We start from the raw sequence: 19,926 nt of genomic DNA, 5'->3' as shown, positions 1-19,926 counted from the left end.
GATACACGTCCGTGGATGCCCGGCTTCGCCGTAAATCATCTGCATCAGCCCTATGGATATCAGAGGAACACTCCCGAGTAACACCGATTCGGAATTGCAGTGCAAGGGGCTACCTTCCGAAGTGGCGAAGAATCCATTTTCATACATGAGGCGTAGGATGGGGCGGCGCGTGCCTCTGGTGGCTTCTTCGTTGCGGAAGTTCCTGCTGGATACCCGGTTGCCGTGCGCCGTCTCCGGCCCGCAAAAGTAAATCTCAGGCTGGCGTGACCCTCTGCTGGAAAAGGGGCCTCATAAAGGACGGGCTGTAGGGTCTATTTGTGCGCTACCTTCACAACGGTCTGCACAGTTTCATATTATTGGATCGAAATAAAAATATCGGCCCGTAAAGTTTCCCCTGCCTGCGCCGCCATCGATCGTACGGCCATGATCAAGGGAATTGAGATGCTCGCCTTACGCAACCTCCGAGTAGGATCCCGGCTGGGTGCCGGGTTTGGTTTGCTGCTGCTGTTCATCGTGGCCATCGTTGGCCTGACGCTGTACGGAAATCACCTGAAGTCCGCCCAGTTCGAGAAAGTAGTGGACGTCAACATGGTGAAGATGCGGCTGTTGAACGACATGCTGGATACCAACAACGCGGTGTTGATGCACCGCCGGCTGATGGTGATCAAGCGCGGCGAGGATTTCGACAGGGATTATCAGAAGGCGCAGGAGCTGTCGCAGACCTACGACGGTATCTGGGCCCGGTACATCAAGATCCCGCGCGATGCCACCGGCGATACCCTGGTGGCGAAAATCGACGCGGCACGCAAGGCCACAGACGCCTCCACCCAGCATCTGCATGAGCGCATGAAGGCCGGTGATTTCGACGGTGCGGCCAAGGAACTGCTGGCCGAGCAAGGGCTGGCAACCGGGTGGAACGAGGCCATCTCGGCCCTGCTGCGGCATCAGGAGGCACTCACCGAGCGCAGCCGCGAGGAATACCGTTCAACCGAATCCTGGACCGGCACGTTGTCGATCGTGTTCGGTGTGCTGAGCCTGATACTGGGTTCGCTGGCCGCATGGGCCATCACCCGCAGCCTGACCCGCCCGCTGGAGGGTGCGGTGAAGCTGGCCGACGGCATCGCCAATGGGCGGCTCGACAACAGCATCGACGCGTCCGGCAACGATGAGGTGACGCAGCTGCTCAGGTCCATGCAGCGCATGCAGGCGCAGTTGCAGTCGGTGATGGCGGCGCAGGGCGAGCTGGCCCGCCAGCACGATGCGGGCAGCGTCAGCTATCGCATGGACGAGAGTGCCTTCCCCGGCGACTACGGGCGCATGGTGCATGAGACCAATGCGCTGGTCGGTTCGCACGTGCAGGTGCAGAACCGGCTGATCGAGGTGATGAAGCACTACGCCCGTGGCGACCTGTCGGTGGACATGGATGCGCTGCCGGGCGAGAAGGCGGCGATCACACAGGCCATGGACGAGACCAAGACCAGCCTGTCGGCGATCAACGGTGAGATCCGCCGGCTGGCGACGGCAGCGGCGGCGGGTGACTTCAGCCTGCGCGGCGATGAAGATCGCTTCGCCCATGATTTCCGCGACATGGTGGCCGGGCTCAATCGACTGATGCAGACCACCGACGAGAACCTGCTGCAGGTGTCGACCCTGCTGCAGGCGATCTCGCGCGGTGACCTGACCGTGCGCATGCAGGGCGACTTCCACGGTGTGTTTGCCCGCATGCGCGATGACTGCAACGCCACCGTCGATCAGCTCACGCAGATTGTAGGCCGCATCCAGGCCAGCGCATCCAGCATCAACCTGGCAGCAGGCGAGATTGCCTCGGGCAACACCGATCTGTCGCGGCGCACCGAGCAGCAGGCGGCGAACCTGGAAGAGACGGCCGCGTCGATGGAAGAACTGACCTCCACCGTGAAGCAGAACGCCGAGCACGCACGCCAGGCCAACCAGCTCGCGATCGGCGCGCACGGTGTCGCCTCGCAGGGCGGCGAGGTGGTCGGGCAGGTGGTCACCACGATGTCGGCCATCGAAGCTTCGTCGAAGAAGATCGCTGAGATCATCTCGGTCATCGATGGCATTGCATTCCAGACCAACATCCTGGCCTTGAATGCGGCGGTGGAGGCTGCGCGTGCTGGCGAGCAGGGCAGGGGCTTTGCGGTGGTGGCCAGTGAGGTGCGCACGCTGGCACAGCGCTCGGCCGGCGCGGCCAAGGAGATCAAGGGCTTGATCGAGGAGTCGGTCGGCAAGGTCGCCGATGGATCGGCGCTGGTCCGCCAGGCCGGCACCACCATGGGCGAGATCGTGGCCTCGGTGCAGCGCGTGACCGACATCATGGCCGAGATCTCTGCCGCATCGCAGGAGCAGAGCTCGGGCATCGAACAGGTCAACCAGGCGGTGGTGCAGATGGACGAGACCACGCAGCAGAACGCGGCGCTGGTGGAAGAAGCCAGCGCGGCGGCACGTTCCATGGAGGAGCAGGCCAACCTGCTGGCCGAGGCGGTTTCGGTGTTCCGCACCGGTGCGGCGACGGCGGCCGCTGCGGCGCGCCCGGTTCTGGCCGCGGTCACCGCGAAGGTGACGCCGGTACGTAGGCCGGCGGTGCTGGCGCCACGCATCGAGCCGACGCTGGCGGCCAACGCAGGGGGTTGGGAAGAGTTCTAGCAGGGGAGCCTGCCATCAGGGAGACGGCGCCCATCACGATGGCTGATCGTGATGGGCGCGGATTTTTTCCTGAACGCGCGATGGCCGGTGAGCTGCCCGGCACGCGCATTTCACCTCCGGTTGCCAGGCCGGGGAGGACACTTGCGCCATACCGGAACTCAGGAGATGGCGATGAAGACCTCGACCCGATTGCTTGTGCTGGGCACCCTGCTGGCGGCATCGTCGGTGGCCGGCGCACAGACCTATGGGCCGCGCGACGAAGGACGCCGCTTCAACGACGGCAGCCGCGTGGTCTGCAAGAACGTGGAAGTGCAGCGCAACTCACGCGATCCCAACCGTATCGCCGGTACGGCCACCGGCGCGGTGATCGGCGGCCTGCTGGGCAACCAGGTGGGCGGCGGCAATGGCAAGAAGCTCGCCACCGTGGCAGGCGCCGTGGCCGGTGGTGCGGCGGGCCGGCAGATCCAGGGCAACCAGCAGCAGAAGAACGGCGATCGCGTGGTCGAACGCCGCTGCGAACGCGTCTATCGCTGATCGGTTGCCGTCACTCCATTCAGCCCTTCCACATTGCAGTACTCGAACGCCGGCCCTGTGCCGGCGTTCGTCGTTTCGGACCGGTATCGCTGGCTCCAGTGTCGTGCCTATACTGCGCCGACTCAACGGATGAACGTCCAGTGAACGAATCGGCTCCAGCTCCCCAACCGGCACCGCTAGACGGGCATGACCCGATACCGGAAGCGACTGCCCATCCCCATCGCGTGCGTGATCGCACCGATGAACTGGAGCTCTTCATTTCGGGCCTGCTGGCGTTCGCGCTGCTGGCCGTGCCCGGTTATCTGTTCGACGCCTGGGCGCGCAGCAGCCTGCACACCGAAGGCATGTACTTCCAGATGCTCTGGTTCGGTTTCAGCATCAGTGTTGGCATGTGCTATGTGCTGGCAGTGGCGTTGATCATCCACCTGACGGTGCGCGGCTACTGGATCGGGCTGATCGGCCTCAGGTCGCACTTCCCCGATGGCATTGACTGGGCGCGCCTGCCAAGAATGGGGGCGGTCACGCGCGCCTTCCTGCAGGCCCGGGACGGAGGCCTCGATGGCAGCATCGAACGTGCCGATCGGCTGGCGACGATGCTGTTCTCGACCACCCTGCTTGCGGTGCAGACATTGGCGGGCACGCTGGTGTTGGCCGTTCTGACGCTCGGTGTGTCGATGGTGATCGGCGCGCTGTCCGGTGGCGCCGATCATGTCGCCATGCTTGCCCTGTGCAGCGTGCTGGCCGCAATGCTGGCACTGGCCGTGGCCCCCGGTATCCTGGAAAAGATCGTGGCGCGGCGGCGCGCGCGCGGGCAGCCCCATGAACGACCGCAACGACTGCTGGAGGGCATGCTGGCGGCACTGCAACGGGTTCCGCTGTTGCGCCTGATGCAGGCCATGCAGCTGACCATGCAGAGCAACCTGCGCTCGCGTTCGTTCATGGCGGCCTACCTGTTTGCGGTGCTGGTAGCGATGCTGCTGGCGGCCGTGCAGGTGATGGCGTCGTTGAAGTTCTCGCTGTTCAACCGCTATCAGATCGTCACGGAAGCGGCGGTTGAGCACGGCATGCTGAGTGCGCATTACGAATCGATGCGTTCGGCACATGACCAGCTGCTGCCGTATCCGATGATCCCGTCGGACACGATCAGCGGCGCGCAGCTTCGCGTATTCATTCCGCATCGCCCGCAACGCGACAATCCGCTGGCGCGCCAGCATTGCACCGCACTTCCGGACGCGCGCAATGAGGCGGCGGGGCAACAGGCCGCCAATGCCGCAGTGGAGTGCCTTTCCCGGCTCTGGCAGGTCAAGCTGGACGGCACCCCGGTCGACGTGCAGGGCTTCGTGCCCATGGAGCGGCGTGACCTGGATATGCGCGGCCTGGTGGGCTATCTGCCTACCCGGGGGCTCGCGCCCGGGCGCCATGACCTGGAACTGGTGTGGAATGCCACAGGCGGCGAGCGCGGGGGCGGACGGCGTCGCACGTTCCGCATCCCGTTCTGGTACGCCCCGGACCCCTGAACGTTGGCTCGAAGCGGCCATGCCGCGCCGCTTGAACAGGCCGCTTACGACTTAATCCCCTCCGTCCCTTTTTTTGCGAGGAGGCGCCAGGTGGCGAGGCTGCCGTAGAGCAGCAGCAGGACGGTGAGGGTGATCAGTTCGTGGCTGACGTCGGCCAGGCGGGCGTCCATCTGGTTCAGGCGCACCATCAGGTTGATGCCCGAGGTGGTCGGCAGCAGCTGTGCCAGCCAGACCAGTGGTTGCGGCGTCATCACCGCCGGCCACGACAGGTTGGCCAAGAAGAACAGCGGGATCGAGGTGGCGATGATGTACTGGAAGGCGCGCTCGCGGGTGCGGAAGAAGCTGCCCACGAACAGGCCGAAGGCCACGGTGGCAGCGATGAACAGCGTGCCCCCCAGCAGCTGGCCCGGCGGGTTGCCACCGCGTGGATAGTCCTGCACCCAGGCAGTGAAACCGGCATACCAGAACAGGCCAAACAGGCCGATCAGGCCGAAGCCCAGTGCCATGCCGGCCAGCGTCGGCAGGTCGAAGCGCAGGCGCCGGCCGAGTGCAAGGCGGCGGCCGCCGAGCAGGACGCCGATGCCCATCAGCAGCGTCTGGTGCACGATCAGTTCGGCCACGCCGGGTACGATGGCGCTGCCATAGCCTTCCTGCGTGTTGTACAGCGGGCGCTGCACAAGCGTGACCGGCGGTGCCTGCGGTGCACCCATGAAGGCGGCCTGGCCGACCACGGCATCACGCCCGAACGCACCCAGCGCATCAGCCACGCTGCCCAGCACCCAGCTGGCGCGGCCCAGGTAGGCACCGTTGCCAAGCAATACCAGCTTGGCCGGATGGCCGCGCAGGATGTCGCGTTCCAGGTTGGCCGGGATCACGACGATGCCTTCGGCATGGCCGGCTTCGAGCTGCCGGCGTGCGCTGTCGACGTCCGCCGGTTGCCCGACCACGCGCGCGACGCGCAGTGCGTCGAGCTTGCGCAGCAGCTCGCGGCTGGTCGCGCTGTGGTCTTCGTCCACCACCAGCACCGGCAGGTTGCCGGCCACCTGGTGCCGGTAGGCGGCTGGATAGAAGAACGAGTACAGGATCACCGCACCGACCATCACCACGATCGCGTAGCGGTCGCAGAGCACCGCTATCAGGGTCTGCCGCAGGCTGCGCCAGAGTGCGCTCATGCGTCGGCTCCTGCGGGTCGTGCGGCGGCGGGTGTGCGCGCAAAGGCGATCAGGCGCAGGCCGCCAATGCCACCTGCGACCCCCGCCATCAGCAGCAATATGGCCAACGGCCCCAGCGAAACCTGCAGCGGCGAACCGATGAACTGCTGCTGGGTCTGCAGCTTGATGTAGGCGCTGAGGGGCAGCAGCTGATGCCAGATGCGGGTGAACAAGGGACCGTCGAGCACCGGGAAAGTGGCGCTGGAGAATGCCAGCGCGGTGCCGATGCTGAGGCCGACCGCCGACAGCGCGGTACCCATGTCGCGGGTGACGCCGACGAAGAACAATGCGTAGGCGGCCGTGGCCAGGTAGAACAGCGGCTGTGCGAGCAGCAGCAGGAGTACGCTGCCCGCCACGCCATCGCCACGCAGCCAGGCCAGGTAGCCGAGGCCGAGCGCGCCATACACCGAGAACAGCAGGATGTACGGCGCGACCTTGCCGGCAATCGCCGCCCACGGCGCGCGGCCCAGCCAGGCGGGTAGGGTGCCGTCGCGGATCTCGCGTCCAAGGCTGCCGGCCACCGCAAGTGCCAGTACCAGCGACAATACCGCCGGGAAGATCAACGGCAGCAGGAACAGCTCGTAGCTGCGTGCCGGGTTGTACAGAATGTCCGACTGCACCGCGATGGGTGCCGCGCGTAGCTTGCCCGGGCCGACCTGCAGGCCGATGCGCTCGCGCAGCAGGCGTGCGTTCCATGCGGAAACCGCGTCGCCGATGTCGCGCGACGCCGACTGGCCGGTGGTCATGTAGGTGGCGTTGTAATAGGCAAACACCGTGCCCTGGCGCCCACGCAGCGCCTGCCGGGTGACATCGCGCGGCACCAGCACGATCGCGAACACGTCCAGCCTGCGCAGCTGCGAACGTGCTTCTTCCAGATCGATCGGCTGGCTGGCGACGCGCACGCCGGGACTGGCGTCGAGCATGCGCAGCAGCAGGCGGCTGTCACTGCTGTGGTCGAGGTCGACCACGGCGATCGGGATATCGCGCATCACCGAGGGCGTGAACATCCATGCCATCACCGCCAGCATCAGCAGCGGCAGCAGGGTGACCAGCATCAGGTCGGCGCGGTTGCTGCGCAGCGACCGCAGCTCGCGCCGCCAGGAAGCGGAGAAGCCAGCCTGGCCGGGGCTCAGTGCTGGGGCCATGCGAACAGCACGCTCATGCCAGGGCGTAAGCCCTCGATGCGGCGTACCGGGCGCACCCGCACCTCGAAGCTGCGGACATCGTAGCCGGACGACTGGCGGGTGGTACGCCAGGTCGCATAGTCGCCAGCCGGGTTGATGAAATAGACCTCGAACTCGCCGTCCTGGCCGAGCGCCGGCACGCTGCCTTTCAGCTTGCTGCCGACCTTCAGGCCCTGCATCTGCGATTCGCGCAGGTTCATCGCCACCCACATGCGGTCGATGTCCACCAGGGTGAACACCGGGTAGCCGGCCGGCACCAGTTCGCCCGGGTCGGCCATGCGCTTGTTGATCTCGCCCGCCACCGGCGCGCGTCCTTCCACTTCGACACGCGCGGCGTTGACTTCGGCCACCGCGCCCTGGGCCTGCTGCACCTGGCCCTGCGCGGCGCGCTTGTCCTGCTCACGCGCGCCGGCCAGGGCCATGTCGTACTGCGCGCGTGCGGCACGGGCCAGCTCACGCGAACTGGTGGCCTGGGCCTGCGCTTCATCACGCTTCTGCCGGGTCATCACCCCTTCGTTGAACAGGTTCTGCACGCGCTGGTAGGTCGCTTCGGCCAGCGTCGCGCCTGCTTCGGCGCGCCTCCAGTTCGCTTCGGCGGCGCGGACGTCTTCGCTGCGCGCGCCTTCGTCGGCCTTGTCGGCCACTGCCTGCGCAGCGGCCAATGCGCCATGCGCCTGCTGTTCCTTGGCGGCCACTTCGGGGCTGTCGAGCAGGAACAGCACCTGCCCGGCCTGCACGCGGTCGCCCTCGCGCACCTTCAGTTCGGCCACGCGCGCGGTGATCTTGGCGGCCACGTTGATCGTGTCCGCATCGGCCATGCCCTGGATCTGGTCGCCAGGGCTGCGCCAGGCCAGCCACAGGCCGAGCACCACCACGACCAGCAGCACCACCACCAGGATCGGTCCCAACCGGCGCTTGCCCGGGGGCGTCGTCGCATCGTCGTGCAGCACATCACTCATGGTCGATCACCTCGTCCGCACGCCGCCGGAACTCTTCGAAACGGTCCATCTGTCCACTGACCTCCAGCAACTGTGCCAGCGCAATATCGTATTGGTAGGCGGCCTGTGCGCGCTCGACACGGGCGCCGCCCAGGCCGAGCCGCGCGTCGATCACATCCAGCGAGGTGGCCTGGCCTTCGCGGAACGCCAGCTCCTGCAGGCGCAGGTTTTCCTGCGCCTGGGCGATGCTGCTGTCGAGCAGCACGAACTGCTGGCGCGCGGTTTCCAGCTCGTTCCAGGCCTTGCGCACGCCCAGCGCGACCTGGTTCTCGGCCTCGCGCAGGCCTGCTTCGGCTTGGTCCTGCTGCGCACGCGCGGCGCTGATCTGCGCCGGCCGCGAGTTCGGCGACAGGAAGGTGTACTTCAGGCCGATGCCGAATGCCCAGTCCGGATCGGTCAGCATCTCGTCGCGGCGGCGGAAGTCGTACTGGCCGAAGGCGAAGATCTGTGGCTTCAGCTTGGCCTGCTGCACGCGCACGCCCTGTTCGGCCTGCGCCACCATCGCCCGCAGGCGCGCGATCTGTGGCTGCCGTGCCTGCGCGGTGCGCTCGAAGCTGGCAACCGGTTCCAGCGGCGCACGCTGCACGAACAGCGGCGATACCGGCTGCACCTCGCCGCCACTGCGCAGCAGCGTGGCCAGTGCGGCCTTGAGCGTGGCCAGGTCGTTCACTGTCTTCTGGTACTCACGCTCGGCCTTGTCGCGGGCCACGGTGGCCTGCAGGCGCTGGGCGCGGGTGGCGAAACCCTCGCGTTCCAGCTTCTCTGCGTCGGACAGGTGGCGGTTGAGGCCATCGCGCACATCGCGGCGCACGTCCACCGCCTGCTCGGCCAGGCGCTGCCCGAAGTAGGCCTGGGCCAGCTGCACGGTCAGCGATTGGCGTTGTGCTTCGCGCTCGGCGCTGGCCTGCTCGTGGGCGGCACTGGCCGCACGCTGCGCGGCCGGGATCACGCCGCCGGTGTACAGCGGCAACACTGCGGTGACCACTGGACGGGTGCGCCAGTCGCGCTCGGTGAACGACAGCGGCGAATCGATGCCGAAGGCTTCAGCCACCGGCGCCAGTGAGCCCAGCGGCAGGGTGAGCGTCTTCTGGAACTGCAGGCGGCGCACTTCGCCGGTGATCTCCGGCAGGCGCAGCAGCCGGGTGGCGTCCTGCAGGTCCTGCTTGTTGCGCACGGCGGCATCGGCAGCGGCCAACGCATCGGAGACCTGCTCCAGGCGTTGCCGTGCCTGTTCCCAGTCCAATGCCGGTGCGTCGCTGGTGGTCTGCGCGGGTGCGGCGAATGGCAGGCAGGCTGCCAGCGCCAGCACGGCCTTCGCGCGGTGCGTCCCTGTACGTCGGCCGATCACGCCCATGCCGTCCCAGTGGTAAAGAAGTGCGCAAAAGGTAGTGCGCCTGGTGTGAAGCCGGGGTCTGCGGTCATCGTTTCGTCCTCAACGAAGGGTGCCGCTGGCCGCAGTGCGCAGCGCCTGGGTGATGTGCTGCAGCGTGCTTGAGCGCACGGCGGCATGCTGCCAGTACAGTGGCACATCGAGCCAGCGGCGGGGTTCCAGTACCACCACGCGGCCGGCGCGCACGGCGGGCGCGACCAGGGTTTCCGGGGCCATGCCCCAGCCGAGTCCGCACGCAGCGGCTTCGACGAAGCCGGTGGAGGAGGGCAGGTAGTGTAGCGGCGGCTGCAGGCGGGCGCGGGTCAGCCGTCGCACGAAGCGCCATTGCAGTTCATCTTTGCGGTTGAACACCAGCATCGGTGCGTGCGCCAGGGTTGCGGCCTGCATGCCATCGCTGAAGTACCGGCGGGCGAAGGCGGGCGAAGCAATTGCCTGGTAGCGCATGGCGCCCAGCGGGTGCACGTTGCAGCCCTTCACCGGCCGGCCTTCGGCAGTGACCGCACCCAGCACGCTGCCATCGCGCAGCAGTTGCAGGGTGTGGTCCTGGTCGTCCATGCGCAGGTCGAACAGGTAGCCATGGCGCTGGTGGAGGTCGGCGACGGCCGGCACGAACCATGTATCGAGCGAGTCATCGTTGACCGCCAGAGGGATTGGCCTGCGTCCGGCGTCGCTGCCGCGTTCGGGCAGCAGCTCGGCCAGGGCCTCGGCTTCCAGTGCCTGCATCGGTCGCACGCGGCGCAGCAGCGCTTCACCGGCGGCGGTAGGCCGGCACGGGGCCTGGCGCACCAGCAGCACTTGGCCGAGCCGGTCTTCCAGTGCCCTGATCCGTTGCGACAGTGCCGAGGGGCTGATCGACAGGCGGCGTGCCGCAGCCTCGAAGCTGCCTTCTTCCAGCACGGCAGCGAATGCGGACAGTTGCGGATGTACCAGGTCCACGCCGGCGCCTCTTCAGTTTTTCTGTACAGGATAAAGAAAAACAAGATTGCCTGAAGGTGGCCATCGGCCGCACCCTGCGCGTCCTCCTGCTGCCTGGCCCGTTCCTGATGTGGATCACCGCTTTCGCTGCCGGCCTGTTCGCAGGCGCCGGCCTCATCATCGCCATCGGTGCGCAGAATGCCTTCGTGCTGCGCCAGGGCCTGCAGCAGCGGCATGTGGGCAGGGTGGTGCTGGCCTGCGCCGGCGCGGATATCGCGTTGATCCTGGCCGGCGTGGGCGGCATGGGCGCACTGGTGCTGCAGTGGCCGCTGCTGCTGCAGGTGCTGCGCTTCGGTGGCGCGGCGTTCCTGCTCTGGTATGGCGTGCAGGCCGGGCTGCGCGCGTGGCGCGGTGGCAGCGTACTGGCCGCCGCCGAGGCGCAGGCCGGCAGTGCGCGCCAGGTGCTGCTGACCTGCCTGGCCTTCACCCTGCTCAATCCGCACGTCTACCTGGATACCGTGGTGCTGCTGGGCAGCCTGTCCACGCGCTATCCGGGTGACCTGCGCTGGGCCTTCGGCGCCGGGGCGTGCCTGGCCAGCGTGGCCTGGTTCTGCGCGCTGGGCTATGGCGCGCGACTGTTGCAGCCGGTGTTCCGCAGGCCAGGTGCCTGGCTGGTGCTGGATGCCGCCGTCGCGGTCTTCATGTTCTGCCTGGCGACACTGTTGCTGGTGCGCCCGCTCTAGGCCGCGTCCACCGCGCACAGTGGCGCTTCGCCGGGGCGCAGGGTCAGCACGCGCACGCCGTTGCGGGTTACCGCCACCGTGTGCTCGAACTGCGCCGACAGCTTGCCGTCGCGGGTGTAGACCGGCCATTGGTCCGGCTGCTGGCGGATGGCCGGCTTGCCCTGGTTGAGCATCGGCTCGATGGTGAACACCATGCCTTCTTCCAGCACCAGGCCGGTGTTGGGATGGCCGTAGTGCAGGACCTGCGGTTCCTCGTGCATCTCCTGGCCAATGCCATGGCCGCAGTACTCTTTCACCACGCTGTAGCCGTGGCTGCGCGCGTGGCGGGCAATGGCGTGGCCGATGTCGCCCAGGCGCGCGCCGGGGCGCACTGCGGCGATGCCTTTCCACATCGCCTGGTAGGTAGCCTGCACCAGCCTGCGCGCGGCGTAGTCGACCTCGCCCACCAGGTAGGTGGTGCTGGAGTCGGCGATGTAGCCGTTCTTCTCCAGGGTGATGTCGAGGTTGACGATCTGGCCGTTGCGCAGCACGTCGGTGGTGCTGGGCACGCCGTGGCAGATCACGTTGTCGATCGAGGTGTTGAGCACATACGGGAAGCCGTACTGGCCCTTGCTGGCCGGCCGCGCCTGCAGCTCGTCAACGATCATGCGCTCGACGAAGTCGTTGATCTCCATCGTGCTGCGTCCTTGCAGCGGCAACCGGTCGAGCGCGGCGAACACCTGCGCCAGCAGGCGCCCGGATTCGGCCATCAGCTCAACTTCTTCCGGCCGTTTGATGATGCCCATGGACTCAGGCCTGACCTGGCGCCAGCAGCGGCGGCTGCACCCCGGCCGCGCGCAGTTCACTGGCGACGATGTCCTGGAAACTCAGCGTCGGGTTCATTTCGCACAGCATGCCGACCCGGATCCAGAAGTTGGCCTGGGCGTTGATCGAGCGGCTGGAAACGGTGCAGGCACGCCGCAGCTGGTCGTGCAGGGTGTCATCGATGTTGACGATGCCCATGGGCGGTCCTGGAGGGGTGGATATACGAAGCGTATATGTTTCGTATATCCAGCTCAAGGCCGCATCGTTCAGTCCACGTCGGTGGCAAAGCGCAGGCGGTTGCCGTCGGGGTCGCGCAGCCGCATCTCGCGGCTGCCCCATTCGGTGTCATGCGGTGGCTGTTCGATCGGCACGTTGGCAGCGCTGAAGGCGCGGTGCAGGGCGTCTACGTCCTCGACGATGAAGTACACCGCGCCGCCGACTTCACAATCGCCGCTGTGCTCGGTGAGGAAGATCGTCTGGCCGTCGCGGGTGAGCTGGGCGAACAGTGGGAAGCCTGGTTCGAAGCGGTGTTCCCAGTCGACCACGAAACCCAGTCCCTGCACGTAGAAAGGCAGGGTGGTATCGGCGTGGCGCATGCGCAGTTGCGGGATGACGGTCTGGGGCATCGCGGCGGCTCCGGGGCGGGAGTCCAGTGTAGTGCCGGCCGCTGGCCGGCACCCGCATGCGCCCGGGAACAACGAGGTTGACGGCCAGTGGCCGGCACTACCGGAGCTACGCCGGCCAGCGGCCGGCACGACCGGACGCGGTCAGCAGGCGGTTGGCACCGAAGCCATCGCCGCCAGCAGCTCGCGGTTTACCTGCTGGTGCCGCGCCTGCCACGCGGGCAGGTCATCGGCACGGATGTCGGGCTGGCCATCCAGCGAGGACAGCCAGCGCTTGAAGCGGCTGCGGTAGTGGGCAAGCGACACTTCGCCGGTGATGTCACTGCCGACCAGGCCACCGGCGCGCAGTGCTTCGATCACCACCAGCGCGTGTTCCAGCTGGAAGCGGCCCTGGTCCCAGTTGCTGCGGGCAACGTCCTCGGCAAACACATCCTTGTCGATCGACAGGTAGGTCGGCTGCGGTGACTTGGCCTGCTCGGCGGCGAACGCGGCGACCAGGGCCTCGGGATGCTCGAAACGACGGAAGGCGTGGCCCATGCCGAGGCGATGGCCCCAGCCCACGTCCACATCCATGCACCAGTAGGTCAGGCGCCCGCCCATCAGCGGGCGCCAGTGGTTCTCCCAGGCGTGGCCGAGGCCGATGTCACTGGAGGTGATGCCCAGCACATGGACGTGCGAGATCTGCGGCAGCTTGCTGGCGGCATTCACCCAGGAACCGCAGTGCATGCCGAACGGGAAACGCATGTTGTCCGGATGGTTGTCCAGCACCACCAGCTGGAACGGCGCCTGCGCGCGCCTGCGGCGCAGCAGCGGCAGGCTGAGATGATGGAAATCACCACTGCCGAGCATCACCGTGCCGAGCTGGGCCGGCAGCGGTGCCAGCACTTCAGCGGCGAAACGATCGAGGGTGGCGTTGCTGCACGCGAAGCGCAGTGGATCGTGCCATTGCGGCAGCGCCAGGGTCTGCGCTTGGGGCAGCGGCAGCACGCCACCGTCCAGGTCCAGGATCAGCGGGGAACGCAACGGCATCGTTCAGCCGCCTCCATCGGGTTCGCCCTGCAGATAGGGCGCCAGCCTGCGCAGCGCGACGCGCAGCAGCGGGGAGCGTGCGTGGATCGCGTGCCGGGTAGAGGTGAAGCGGGCGCCCAGCTCGGCCTTGATCCGCGAGTCGGTCCAGCCGGCCACGTAGTGGCTCAGGCCGTGCTGCAGCGCGTACTCCAGGTTGTGCATCCAGCTGACTGCGTACAGGTTGTGCTCGCGCGACTGCGGATAGGCCAGGCCGATGTACTTGTCCACCAGTTTGCCGGCATGCACGTAGCACAGGTTCCAGCCGATCAGCTGGCCCTGGTGGCGGTACAGGAACATCCGTCCCTGGCCCTGGCTGTCGGCCAGCAGGTACTGGAAATAGGGCAGGTCGAGCTGGTCGAAATGCACCGCGCTCTGCGCGTATACGCCCAGGTACAGCGCGTACAGCTCAACCTGCAGCCGCGGGTCGGCCAGCGCCGGATCACCGGTGGCGATGCAGTCGACCTGCAGGTCGTCACGCGAACGCAGCTTGCGGCGGATGTTCTTGCGGCGCGAGGACGACAGGCGGCCAAGATAGCCATCGAGCGAATCGAAATCGATCGCCACCCAGGCCAGTGGCATGCCTTCCAGCTCGACGAAGCCGCGTGCCAGCAGCGCCTGCAGGAAGGCGCTGCTGTGGGCGTTGGCGGCGTCGTCCAGCAGCGGCGAATCGACCGCCAGGTCCTTGACCACCAGCAGGCGCGCATCGCCGATCGCGTGACGCGTCACGTCTTCGGCCAATGCCTCCGGCGCCACGTGCGCCGGCAACGGGGTGTACTCGGTGCTGGTGGCACCGACGAAACGGGTCTTCCAGGTGATCCATGGCCGCCACAGGCGCGACAGCGGCAGGCCGAGCAGCCTGCCGCGCAGCCCGTCGTCCATCGTGGTGGTCAGGTCCAGCGGCGCACAAAAGGTCGGCAGGCCGCTGGGAAGGCGGCCTGCCTCGAATCCGAGCGGCGGATGGGCCAGGAAGCCCTCCAGCAGCGCGGCCGGTTCCAGCGCGGTGCTGGATGCGCGTGACGTCATCTCCATCGGCACGGGAACCGGCGGCGCACCGGCCTCAGCCCTTGGCCTTGGTCAGCGCCTGGTCGAGCAGGGTGATGGCCAGGTCGATCTCTTCGTAGCTGATGTCCAGCGACGGCGCGAAGGTGATCACGTTCTTGTACCAGCCACCCACGTCGAGCACGAGGCCCATGCGCTTGCCGTCGTGCAGCAGGTCACCGGCCAGGCCGATGTCGACCATGCGGTCCAGCAGTTCCTTGTTCGGGGTGTAGCCGTCGGCCTGGCAGATCTCGGCGCGCAGGGCCAGGCCCAGGCCGTCGACGTCGCCGATTTCCGGGTGGCGCTTCTGCAGGCCACGCAGGCCGTCGAGGAAGTAGGCGCCCTTTTCCGGCACGGTGCGCTCGTAATCCATTTCCTTGCCCAGCTTCAGCACTTCCAGGCCCAGGCGGGTGCCCAGCGGGTTGGAGTTGAAGGTGGAGTGGGTGGAGCCCGGCGGGAACACGGTCGGGTTGATCAGCTCCTCGCGCGCCCACAGGCCCGACAGCGGGTTCAGGCCGTTGGTCAGCGCCTTGCCGAACACCAGCACGTCCGGGGTCACGCCGAAATGCTCGATCGACCACAGCTTGCCGGTGCGCCAGAAGCCCATCTGGATCTCATCGACCACCATCAGGATGCCGTACTTGTCCAGCACGCGCTTGAGGCCGGTGAAGAAGTTGCGCGGCGGGATGACGTAGCCGCCGGTGCCCTGGATCGGCTCGACGTAGAACGCGGCGTACTCGGCCTGGCCGACCTTGGGATCCCACACGCCGTTGTACTCGCTTTCGAACAGGCGCTCGAACTGCCACACGCAGTGGTCGGAGTACTCGTCCGGAGTCATGCCCTTCGGGCGACGGAACGGGTACGGGAACGGGATGAACATCGCACGCTCGCCGAAGTGGCCGTAGCGGCGGCGGTAGCGGTAGCTGGAGGTGATCGACGATGCACCCAGGGTGCGCCCGTGGTAGCCGCCCTCGAAGGCGAACATCAGGCTCTTGCCGCCGCGCGCGTTGCGCACGATCTTCAGCGAGTCCTCAATGGCCTGCGCGCCGCCGACGTTGAAGTGCACGCGGCCGTCGAGGCCGAACTTCTCGTGCATGTCCACGGCAATGGTCTTGGCCAGCTGCACGCGGGTCGGGTGCAGGTACTGGCTGGCGACCTGCGGCAGGGTGTCGATCTGGTCCTTCAGGGCGTCGTTCAGGCGCTTGTTGCTGTAGCCGAAGTTGCAGGCCGAGTACCACATCTGCAGGTCGAGGTAGGGCACGCCCGCACCGTCGAACATGTAGCTGCCTTCGCCGCGCTGGAAGATCTTCGGCGGGTCGACGTAGTGGACGGTATCGCCGAAGGAGCTGTAGCGGGCTTCGTCGGCCAGCAGCTGCGCATCGGAGGCAGCCGCGTCGGCGTTCTTGTCAAAAATGTTCATGCAGTTCGGTTCCGTGGAGGACGTTCGGAAGGGCGCAACAGGGGAGCGTGCGTGGAGGAGAGGGCTCAGGCGGTGGCCAGCAGCAGGGGCAGTGCGGCGGGCTGCGGGCTGGCGTCGAGGCGACGTGGCTGCAGCAGGCTGCCATCGAGCAGGCGCGGCAACAGCGCGATTGCATCGTGGAAGGTATCGATGGCGGCATGCGCGATGCCGGCATTCGTGCAATGGGTGATCAGGCGGCGCTTGGCGAACACGAAGTCGGCGTCTTCAGAGACGCAGAAGTCCGAGCTGCCGTCGCCGATCATCAGCACGCGGGGGGCTTCGTTGGCGCGCGCCTGCGCAGCGCAGGTGCACTTGCAGGTCCCGCTGCGGCACCCTTCGGCCTGGTAGGGCGACTCCAGTTCCCAATGGTCTTCGCACCAGCGCAGGTGGTTGGCCACCACCGGCAGTCGCGACAGGCCGTGGTTGGCGAGGATGCGGTGGATCGCATAGTCCAGACCATCACTGACGATGCGCAGCGGCAGGCCCAGTTGTTCGGCGCGGCTGACAAAGTCGGCGAAGCCCGGATCGATCTGCACCTGGTCCAGGTGTGCGTCGAGCGTGGCCGGGTCCAGCTTCAGCAGCCGCACCTGGCCCTGCATGCATTCACGCGAGCCGATCACGCCCGATTTCCACTGCTCTTCCAGCGCCTGCCAGCCGGGCTGACCGTACTTTTCCAGCAGCGAGTCGATGACATCTTCCAGGCTGATGGTGCCGTCGAAGTCACACAGGATGCTCCAGCGCATGGGCAGGTCCGTCGATGAGAGAAACGTCCGGCACGATGCCGGGGCAGGCTCAATGTAGGCAGGCCGCCTTTCGTGTTCCTTTCCTGTTGAAAGCCTGCACCGCAGGCTGGGGAAAGTGTTCAGGAATCGCGCTTGCTGAATGGGTGTAATGCCCTCAAAACCGCGGTTTCAGAGCTGCGCAGCGGCCAGCGCCCGCAGGATCTCCGCGGTTTCCTCACGGGTCTGCCAGGCGCTGTTGCCGAGGGTCAGCATGCGTGCGGCGAAGTCACGTGCGTTGGGCATGTCGTCCTGCGGCACGATGCCGCGCAGGTAGGCGTAGTCGGGCAGGGCATGGATGAACATGCGGCTGGCGCCAAGGCCGCGCGGCCACAATGCGTCCAGTGCGGCATCACGCGCGCGTTGGCTGGGCATCAACAGCATCAGCATCGGCCAGGTGCCGCCGGTACCGGCCAGGCCGTCGACCACCTCCACCGCCGGCAGCTGTGCCAACTGCACGCGCAGCTGCAATGCGCGCAGTCGCCCAGCCTGCAGGAACGCAGGCAGCCGCCGCGCCGCGTTGGCACCGATGTTCTGCCGCCAGTGGCTGACCCGGTGCTGCGGTATGTCCAGCGGGAAAATGTCACCGACCGCTTCTTCCAGGTCGCCGCGCTGCAACGCGTTGCGCAGGGGATTGCCGTACACCAGCGACAGCAGCGAGGGCCGGTAGCAGGCGGCAAGGCCGAGCAGCTGCACGCTGCGAAGCAGCTCCCAGCGCAGGCTGGAACGCACCTGTTCGGCGGCATGCTCGGCCAGCGCGGCCCGCAGCTCGTCATCGCGGCTGACCAGCAGGCCGCCTTCGTGCAGGCTCAGCCCCTTGCCAGCGGCCAGACTGAAGAATCCGATGTCGCCCCGCAGGCCGACGCTGCTGTTGCCGATCCGGGCGCCCAGCGCCTGCGCGGCATCTTCGATGACCCAGGCCCCGGCGCGGCGGGCGATGTCGCAGGCCCGTTCGACATCGGCGATGCGACCGCCGAGGTGGGTCGGCAGGATGGCCAAGGTGCGCGCATCGGCCAGGCGCGAGAGCTGTGCCGGATCAAAGTCGAAATGGCCGCGGCGGGTATCGCACAGCTGCACGCGCAGGCCGAGGCTGTGCACCGCGATCGGCACCAGCGGGCAGGTGTAGGCCGGCAGGATCACGGTATCGCGCTTGGGCGCACGCTTGCGCAGGGTGCGCAGCGCGATCAGCAGCGCGTGGGTACCGGAACAGGTCAGCTGCAGGGGAGGCGTGCCGAGCTGGTTGGCCAGGATCTCGCGCAGGTCGCCGCCACCGGGCAGGAAGTCGCTGGCCTGCATCGGCAGGCCGGCCGTCGGCGGCAGTTCGCGCGCGAACAGGCTCATCGCCGCGCGCTCATGGCGTGCTTGCGGCGGGGCTGTGCGGGTCGTCCGCTTCGGCGCGACCGAGGCAGACGATGCCGGCCACGATCAGGACCGCACCGACCAGGTGGTGCAGGGTCAGTGGCTCGTTCAACAGCCACGCCGACAGCAGCAGCACGCTGATCACTTCCAGGTGCGAGGCAGCGAATGCGGGGCCGATCGGCGCATGCCGCAGCAGGCTCATCCAGGTGAAGAACGCGCCGACGTAGCCGAGGATGGCGCCGTACACCCAGGGCTGCGACAGCACGCGCAGCAGCCAGGCGGTGTTGGCCTCGACCGGCAGGGCCGCCTCACCGGCGTACTTGAAGCACAGCTGGGCCAGCGTGTCGAAGGCCATCAGCAGCGGGAAGCCGATCACATACAGGCGCCTCATGAGCCGGCCCCCACCACCGCCACGCCTGCCGTGACCAGCAGCATGCCGGTCACCCGCAATGGCGTGAGCTTCTCGCGGAACAGGATGCGGCCAGCGATCATCAGCGCAACGATGTTGATCGAGCCCAGCAGCACGCCCTTGGACAGCGGCACCAGCGACAGGAACGCGATCCAGGCGACGAACTCCAGCACGTAGCAGGCGATGCCGATCCACAGCCAGGGTCGGCTGAGCATGTGTTTCCAGCGTTGCAGTCCTTCGCCGTCCTGCGGGTCGCTGGCGGCGGCCTTGAAGGCGAGCTGGCCACCGGTATCGAGCACGACATTGGCCAGCCACAGCAGCGTGGCGAGTGCCCCCATCTCAGGCCACCGCCTTGAGCACGCCGCTGCGTTCACCGATCCCGGTGAAGAAGCGCGCGCTGCGGCGGATCACCTCCCGGCGCTCGCGGTCGATCGTGATCATGTGGTAACTGTCTTCCAGTACTACCAGTTCCGCCGGGCCACTGACCCGCGACATCACCAGTTCGGCATTGCCCATGCTGGCCACGTCGTCTTCGCGGGCGTGCATCACCAGGCAGGGGGCGGTGACCTGGTGCAGGTGGCGGCGGGTCCAGATGCTCAGGGCGCGCATCTCGGCCAGTGCATGCCAGGGGTTGCCCGGGAGGCCGGCGGCCGCGCTGTCGCCGGACAGCATGGCGGCGCTGACCTGCGCGCGCAGGCGCTCGTCACGCAGGCCGTAGGGTGGTTCTTCCATGAACATGCGGTCGCGGCCGATGTTGAAGCGCTTGAACCACGGCAGCAGGAACGACAGGCGGGCCACGGCGGGAATGTTCCAGCCGTCGTAGCGGAACGTGGCGCCATACACCCCGACCCCGGACACCCACTCGGGGCGGCGCGCGGCCAGCGCCAGCGACAGCACCGCACCCATCGACAGGCCCCCGACGAACAACTGGTCGACCTTGCCACGCAGGCTTGCCGCCGCGTCTTCCACGCCCTGGTACCACTGTTCCCAGGTGGTCGCCAGCAGGTCGTCCACGCTGCCGCAATGACCGGGCAGCTGCACGCCGTGTACGGTGAAGCCCGCGTTGTTCAGGCCCTTGCCCAGCATGCGCATTTCCGCCGGGGTGCCGGTCAGGCCGTGGACCAGCAGCACGCCCTGCGGGCCGCCAGGGAGGAAGAAGTCATGCGATTGGGTCACCTGGCGGCTCCGGGGGCGGCAGTGGGGAAGGTCAGGATCGCAAGCGCGATTTTCA

At 67.3% G+C, this 19,926-nt stretch carries 20 protein-coding genes; 4 read left to right on the top strand and 16 right to left on the bottom strand.

Features of this window, described 5'->3' with window-relative positions:
- Nucleotides 1-441: 441 nt before the first annotated feature.
- From LRM18_RS15450 to LRM18_RS15440, 3 genes are all read left to right on the top strand, one after another.
- Nucleotides 442-2,664, top strand: a complete 2,223-nt coding sequence (locus LRM18_RS15450) for a methyl-accepting chemotaxis protein (RefSeq protein ID WP_336297087.1) — start codon at nucleotides 442-444, stop codon at nucleotides 2,662-2,664.
- A gap of 165 nt (nucleotides 2,665-2,829) precedes the next feature.
- Nucleotides 2,830-3,198 (top strand): glycine zipper 2TM domain-containing protein, encoded by a 369-nt coding sequence (locus LRM18_RS15445; protein WP_049464899.1) that lies wholly within the window; start codon nucleotides 2,830-2,832, stop codon nucleotides 3,196-3,198.
- Nucleotides 3,199-3,422: 224 nt separating this feature from the next.
- Nucleotides 3,423-4,715, top strand: coding sequence for a hypothetical protein (locus LRM18_RS15440; RefSeq protein WP_195762747.1), 1,293 nt, complete (start codon nucleotides 3,423-3,425; stop codon nucleotides 4,713-4,715).
- A 44-nt stretch (nucleotides 4,716-4,759) separates the two neighbouring features.
- Here the strand turns inward: LRM18_RS15440 and LRM18_RS15435 are convergent, their stop codons facing one another.
- The 5 genes from LRM18_RS15435 to LRM18_RS15415 all read right to left on the bottom strand — a co-directional run bounded on the left by LRM18_RS15435 (nucleotide 4,760) and on the right by LRM18_RS15415 (nucleotide 10,434).
- The gene (locus tag LRM18_RS15435) at nucleotides 4,760-5,887 is read right to left on the bottom strand and encodes an ABC transporter permease (RefSeq protein WP_270954955.1); all 1,128 of its coding nucleotides are present in this window, start codon (nucleotides 5,885-5,887) and stop codon (nucleotides 4,760-4,762) included.
- Nucleotides 5,884-7,071, bottom strand: coding sequence for an ABC transporter permease (locus tag LRM18_RS15430; protein ID WP_270954954.1), 1,188 nt, complete (start codon nucleotides 7,069-7,071; stop codon nucleotides 5,884-5,886). Before LRM18_RS15430 ends, LRM18_RS15435 begins: the two co-directional genes overlap by 4 nt.
- Entirely contained in the window at nucleotides 7,056-8,069 is a 1,014-nt protein-coding gene (locus LRM18_RS15425) for an efflux RND transporter periplasmic adaptor subunit (protein ID WP_270954953.1), read from the bottom strand. Before LRM18_RS15425 ends, LRM18_RS15430 begins: the two co-directional genes overlap by 16 nt.
- On the bottom strand, nucleotides 8,062-9,462 hold the full coding sequence (locus LRM18_RS15420) for a TolC family protein (RefSeq protein WP_053505641.1): 1,401 nt from the start codon (nucleotides 9,460-9,462) through the stop codon (nucleotides 8,062-8,064). The genes LRM18_RS15425 and LRM18_RS15420 overlap by 8 nt, the downstream gene beginning before the upstream one ends.
- A gap of 78 nt (nucleotides 9,463-9,540) precedes the next feature.
- Nucleotides 9,541-10,434, bottom strand: coding sequence for a LysR family transcriptional regulator ArgP (locus LRM18_RS15415; protein WP_103282663.1), 894 nt, complete (start codon nucleotides 10,432-10,434; stop codon nucleotides 9,541-9,543).
- Nucleotides 10,435-10,541: 107 nt separating this feature from the next.
- On the opposite strand from LRM18_RS15415, the gene LRM18_RS15410 reads away from it, so the two are divergent.
- Nucleotides 10,542-11,156 carry a LysE/ArgO family amino acid transporter gene (locus LRM18_RS15410; protein WP_270954979.1) on the top strand — a complete coding sequence of 205 codons (615 nt, stop codon included), beginning with the start codon at nucleotides 10,542-10,544 and terminating at the stop codon, nucleotides 11,154-11,156.
- Here LRM18_RS15410 and map read toward each other — a convergent pair.
- From map to LRM18_RS15355, 11 genes are all read right to left on the bottom strand, one after another.
- A complete protein-coding gene (map, locus tag LRM18_RS15405; RefSeq protein ID WP_186008994.1) occupies nucleotides 11,153-11,935 on the bottom strand; it encodes a type I methionyl aminopeptidase in 783 nt (260 codons plus the stop codon). The two genes, LRM18_RS15410 and map, sit on opposite strands and share 4 nt — an antisense overlap.
- Nucleotides 11,936-11,945: 10 nt before the next feature.
- On the bottom strand, nucleotides 11,946-12,158 hold the full coding sequence (locus LRM18_RS15400) for a ParD-like family protein (protein ID WP_019659200.1): 213 nt from the start codon (nucleotides 12,156-12,158) through the stop codon (nucleotides 11,946-11,948).
- A 68-nt stretch (nucleotides 12,159-12,226) separates the two neighbouring features.
- A complete protein-coding gene (locus tag LRM18_RS15395; protein ID WP_049464885.1) occupies nucleotides 12,227-12,586 on the bottom strand; it encodes a VOC family protein in 360 nt (119 codons plus the stop codon).
- Nucleotides 12,587-12,727: 141 nt separating this feature from the next.
- The gene (locus tag LRM18_RS15390; RefSeq protein WP_103282666.1) at nucleotides 12,728-13,612 is read right to left on the bottom strand and encodes a hypothetical protein; all 885 of its coding nucleotides are present in this window, start codon (nucleotides 13,610-13,612) and stop codon (nucleotides 12,728-12,730) included.
- A gap of 3 nt (nucleotides 13,613-13,615) precedes the next feature.
- The gene (locus LRM18_RS15385) at nucleotides 13,616-14,680 is read right to left on the bottom strand and encodes a GNAT family N-acetyltransferase (RefSeq protein WP_270954952.1); all 1,065 of its coding nucleotides are present in this window, start codon (nucleotides 14,678-14,680) and stop codon (nucleotides 13,616-13,618) included.
- 28 nt (nucleotides 14,681-14,708) lie between these two features.
- Nucleotides 14,709-16,109, bottom strand: a complete 1,401-nt coding sequence (locus LRM18_RS15380; RefSeq protein ID WP_005408663.1) for an aminotransferase class III-fold pyridoxal phosphate-dependent enzyme — start codon at nucleotides 16,107-16,109, stop codon at nucleotides 14,709-14,711.
- Nucleotides 16,110-16,174: 65 nt separating this feature from the next.
- The gene (locus LRM18_RS15375) at nucleotides 16,175-16,891 is read right to left on the bottom strand and encodes an MtnX-like HAD-IB family phosphatase (RefSeq protein WP_270954951.1); all 717 of its coding nucleotides are present in this window, start codon (nucleotides 16,889-16,891) and stop codon (nucleotides 16,175-16,177) included.
- Nucleotides 16,892-17,059: 168 nt separating this feature from the next.
- On the bottom strand, nucleotides 17,060-18,268 hold the full coding sequence (locus tag LRM18_RS15370) for a DegT/DnrJ/EryC1/StrS family aminotransferase (RefSeq protein ID WP_270954950.1): 1,209 nt from the start codon (nucleotides 18,266-18,268) through the stop codon (nucleotides 17,060-17,062).
- A 10-nt stretch (nucleotides 18,269-18,278) separates the two neighbouring features.
- Nucleotides 18,279-18,677: a DMT family transporter gene (locus LRM18_RS15365; RefSeq protein WP_064237949.1), complete on the bottom strand. Its 399-nt coding sequence runs from the start codon at nucleotides 18,675-18,677 to the stop codon at nucleotides 18,279-18,281.
- Nucleotides 18,674-19,033 (bottom strand): EamA family transporter, encoded by a 360-nt coding sequence (locus LRM18_RS15360; protein WP_014646430.1) that lies wholly within the window; start codon nucleotides 19,031-19,033, stop codon nucleotides 18,674-18,676. Before LRM18_RS15360 ends, LRM18_RS15365 begins: the two co-directional genes overlap by 4 nt.
- A 1-nt stretch (nucleotide 19,034) precedes the next feature.
- Nucleotides 19,035-19,871, bottom strand: coding sequence for an alpha/beta fold hydrolase (locus LRM18_RS15355; protein WP_130768595.1), 837 nt, complete (start codon nucleotides 19,869-19,871; stop codon nucleotides 19,035-19,037).
- Between the last annotated feature and the right edge of the window lie 55 nt (nucleotides 19,872-19,926).

It is taken from the genome of Stenotrophomonas sp. PI_27, from assembly GCF_027854495.1.
GTDB lineage: Bacteria > Pseudomonadota > Gammaproteobacteria > Xanthomonadales > Xanthomonadaceae > Stenotrophomonas > Stenotrophomonas pavanii.
This window is presented reverse-complemented; position numbering and strand designations above follow the sequence as displayed.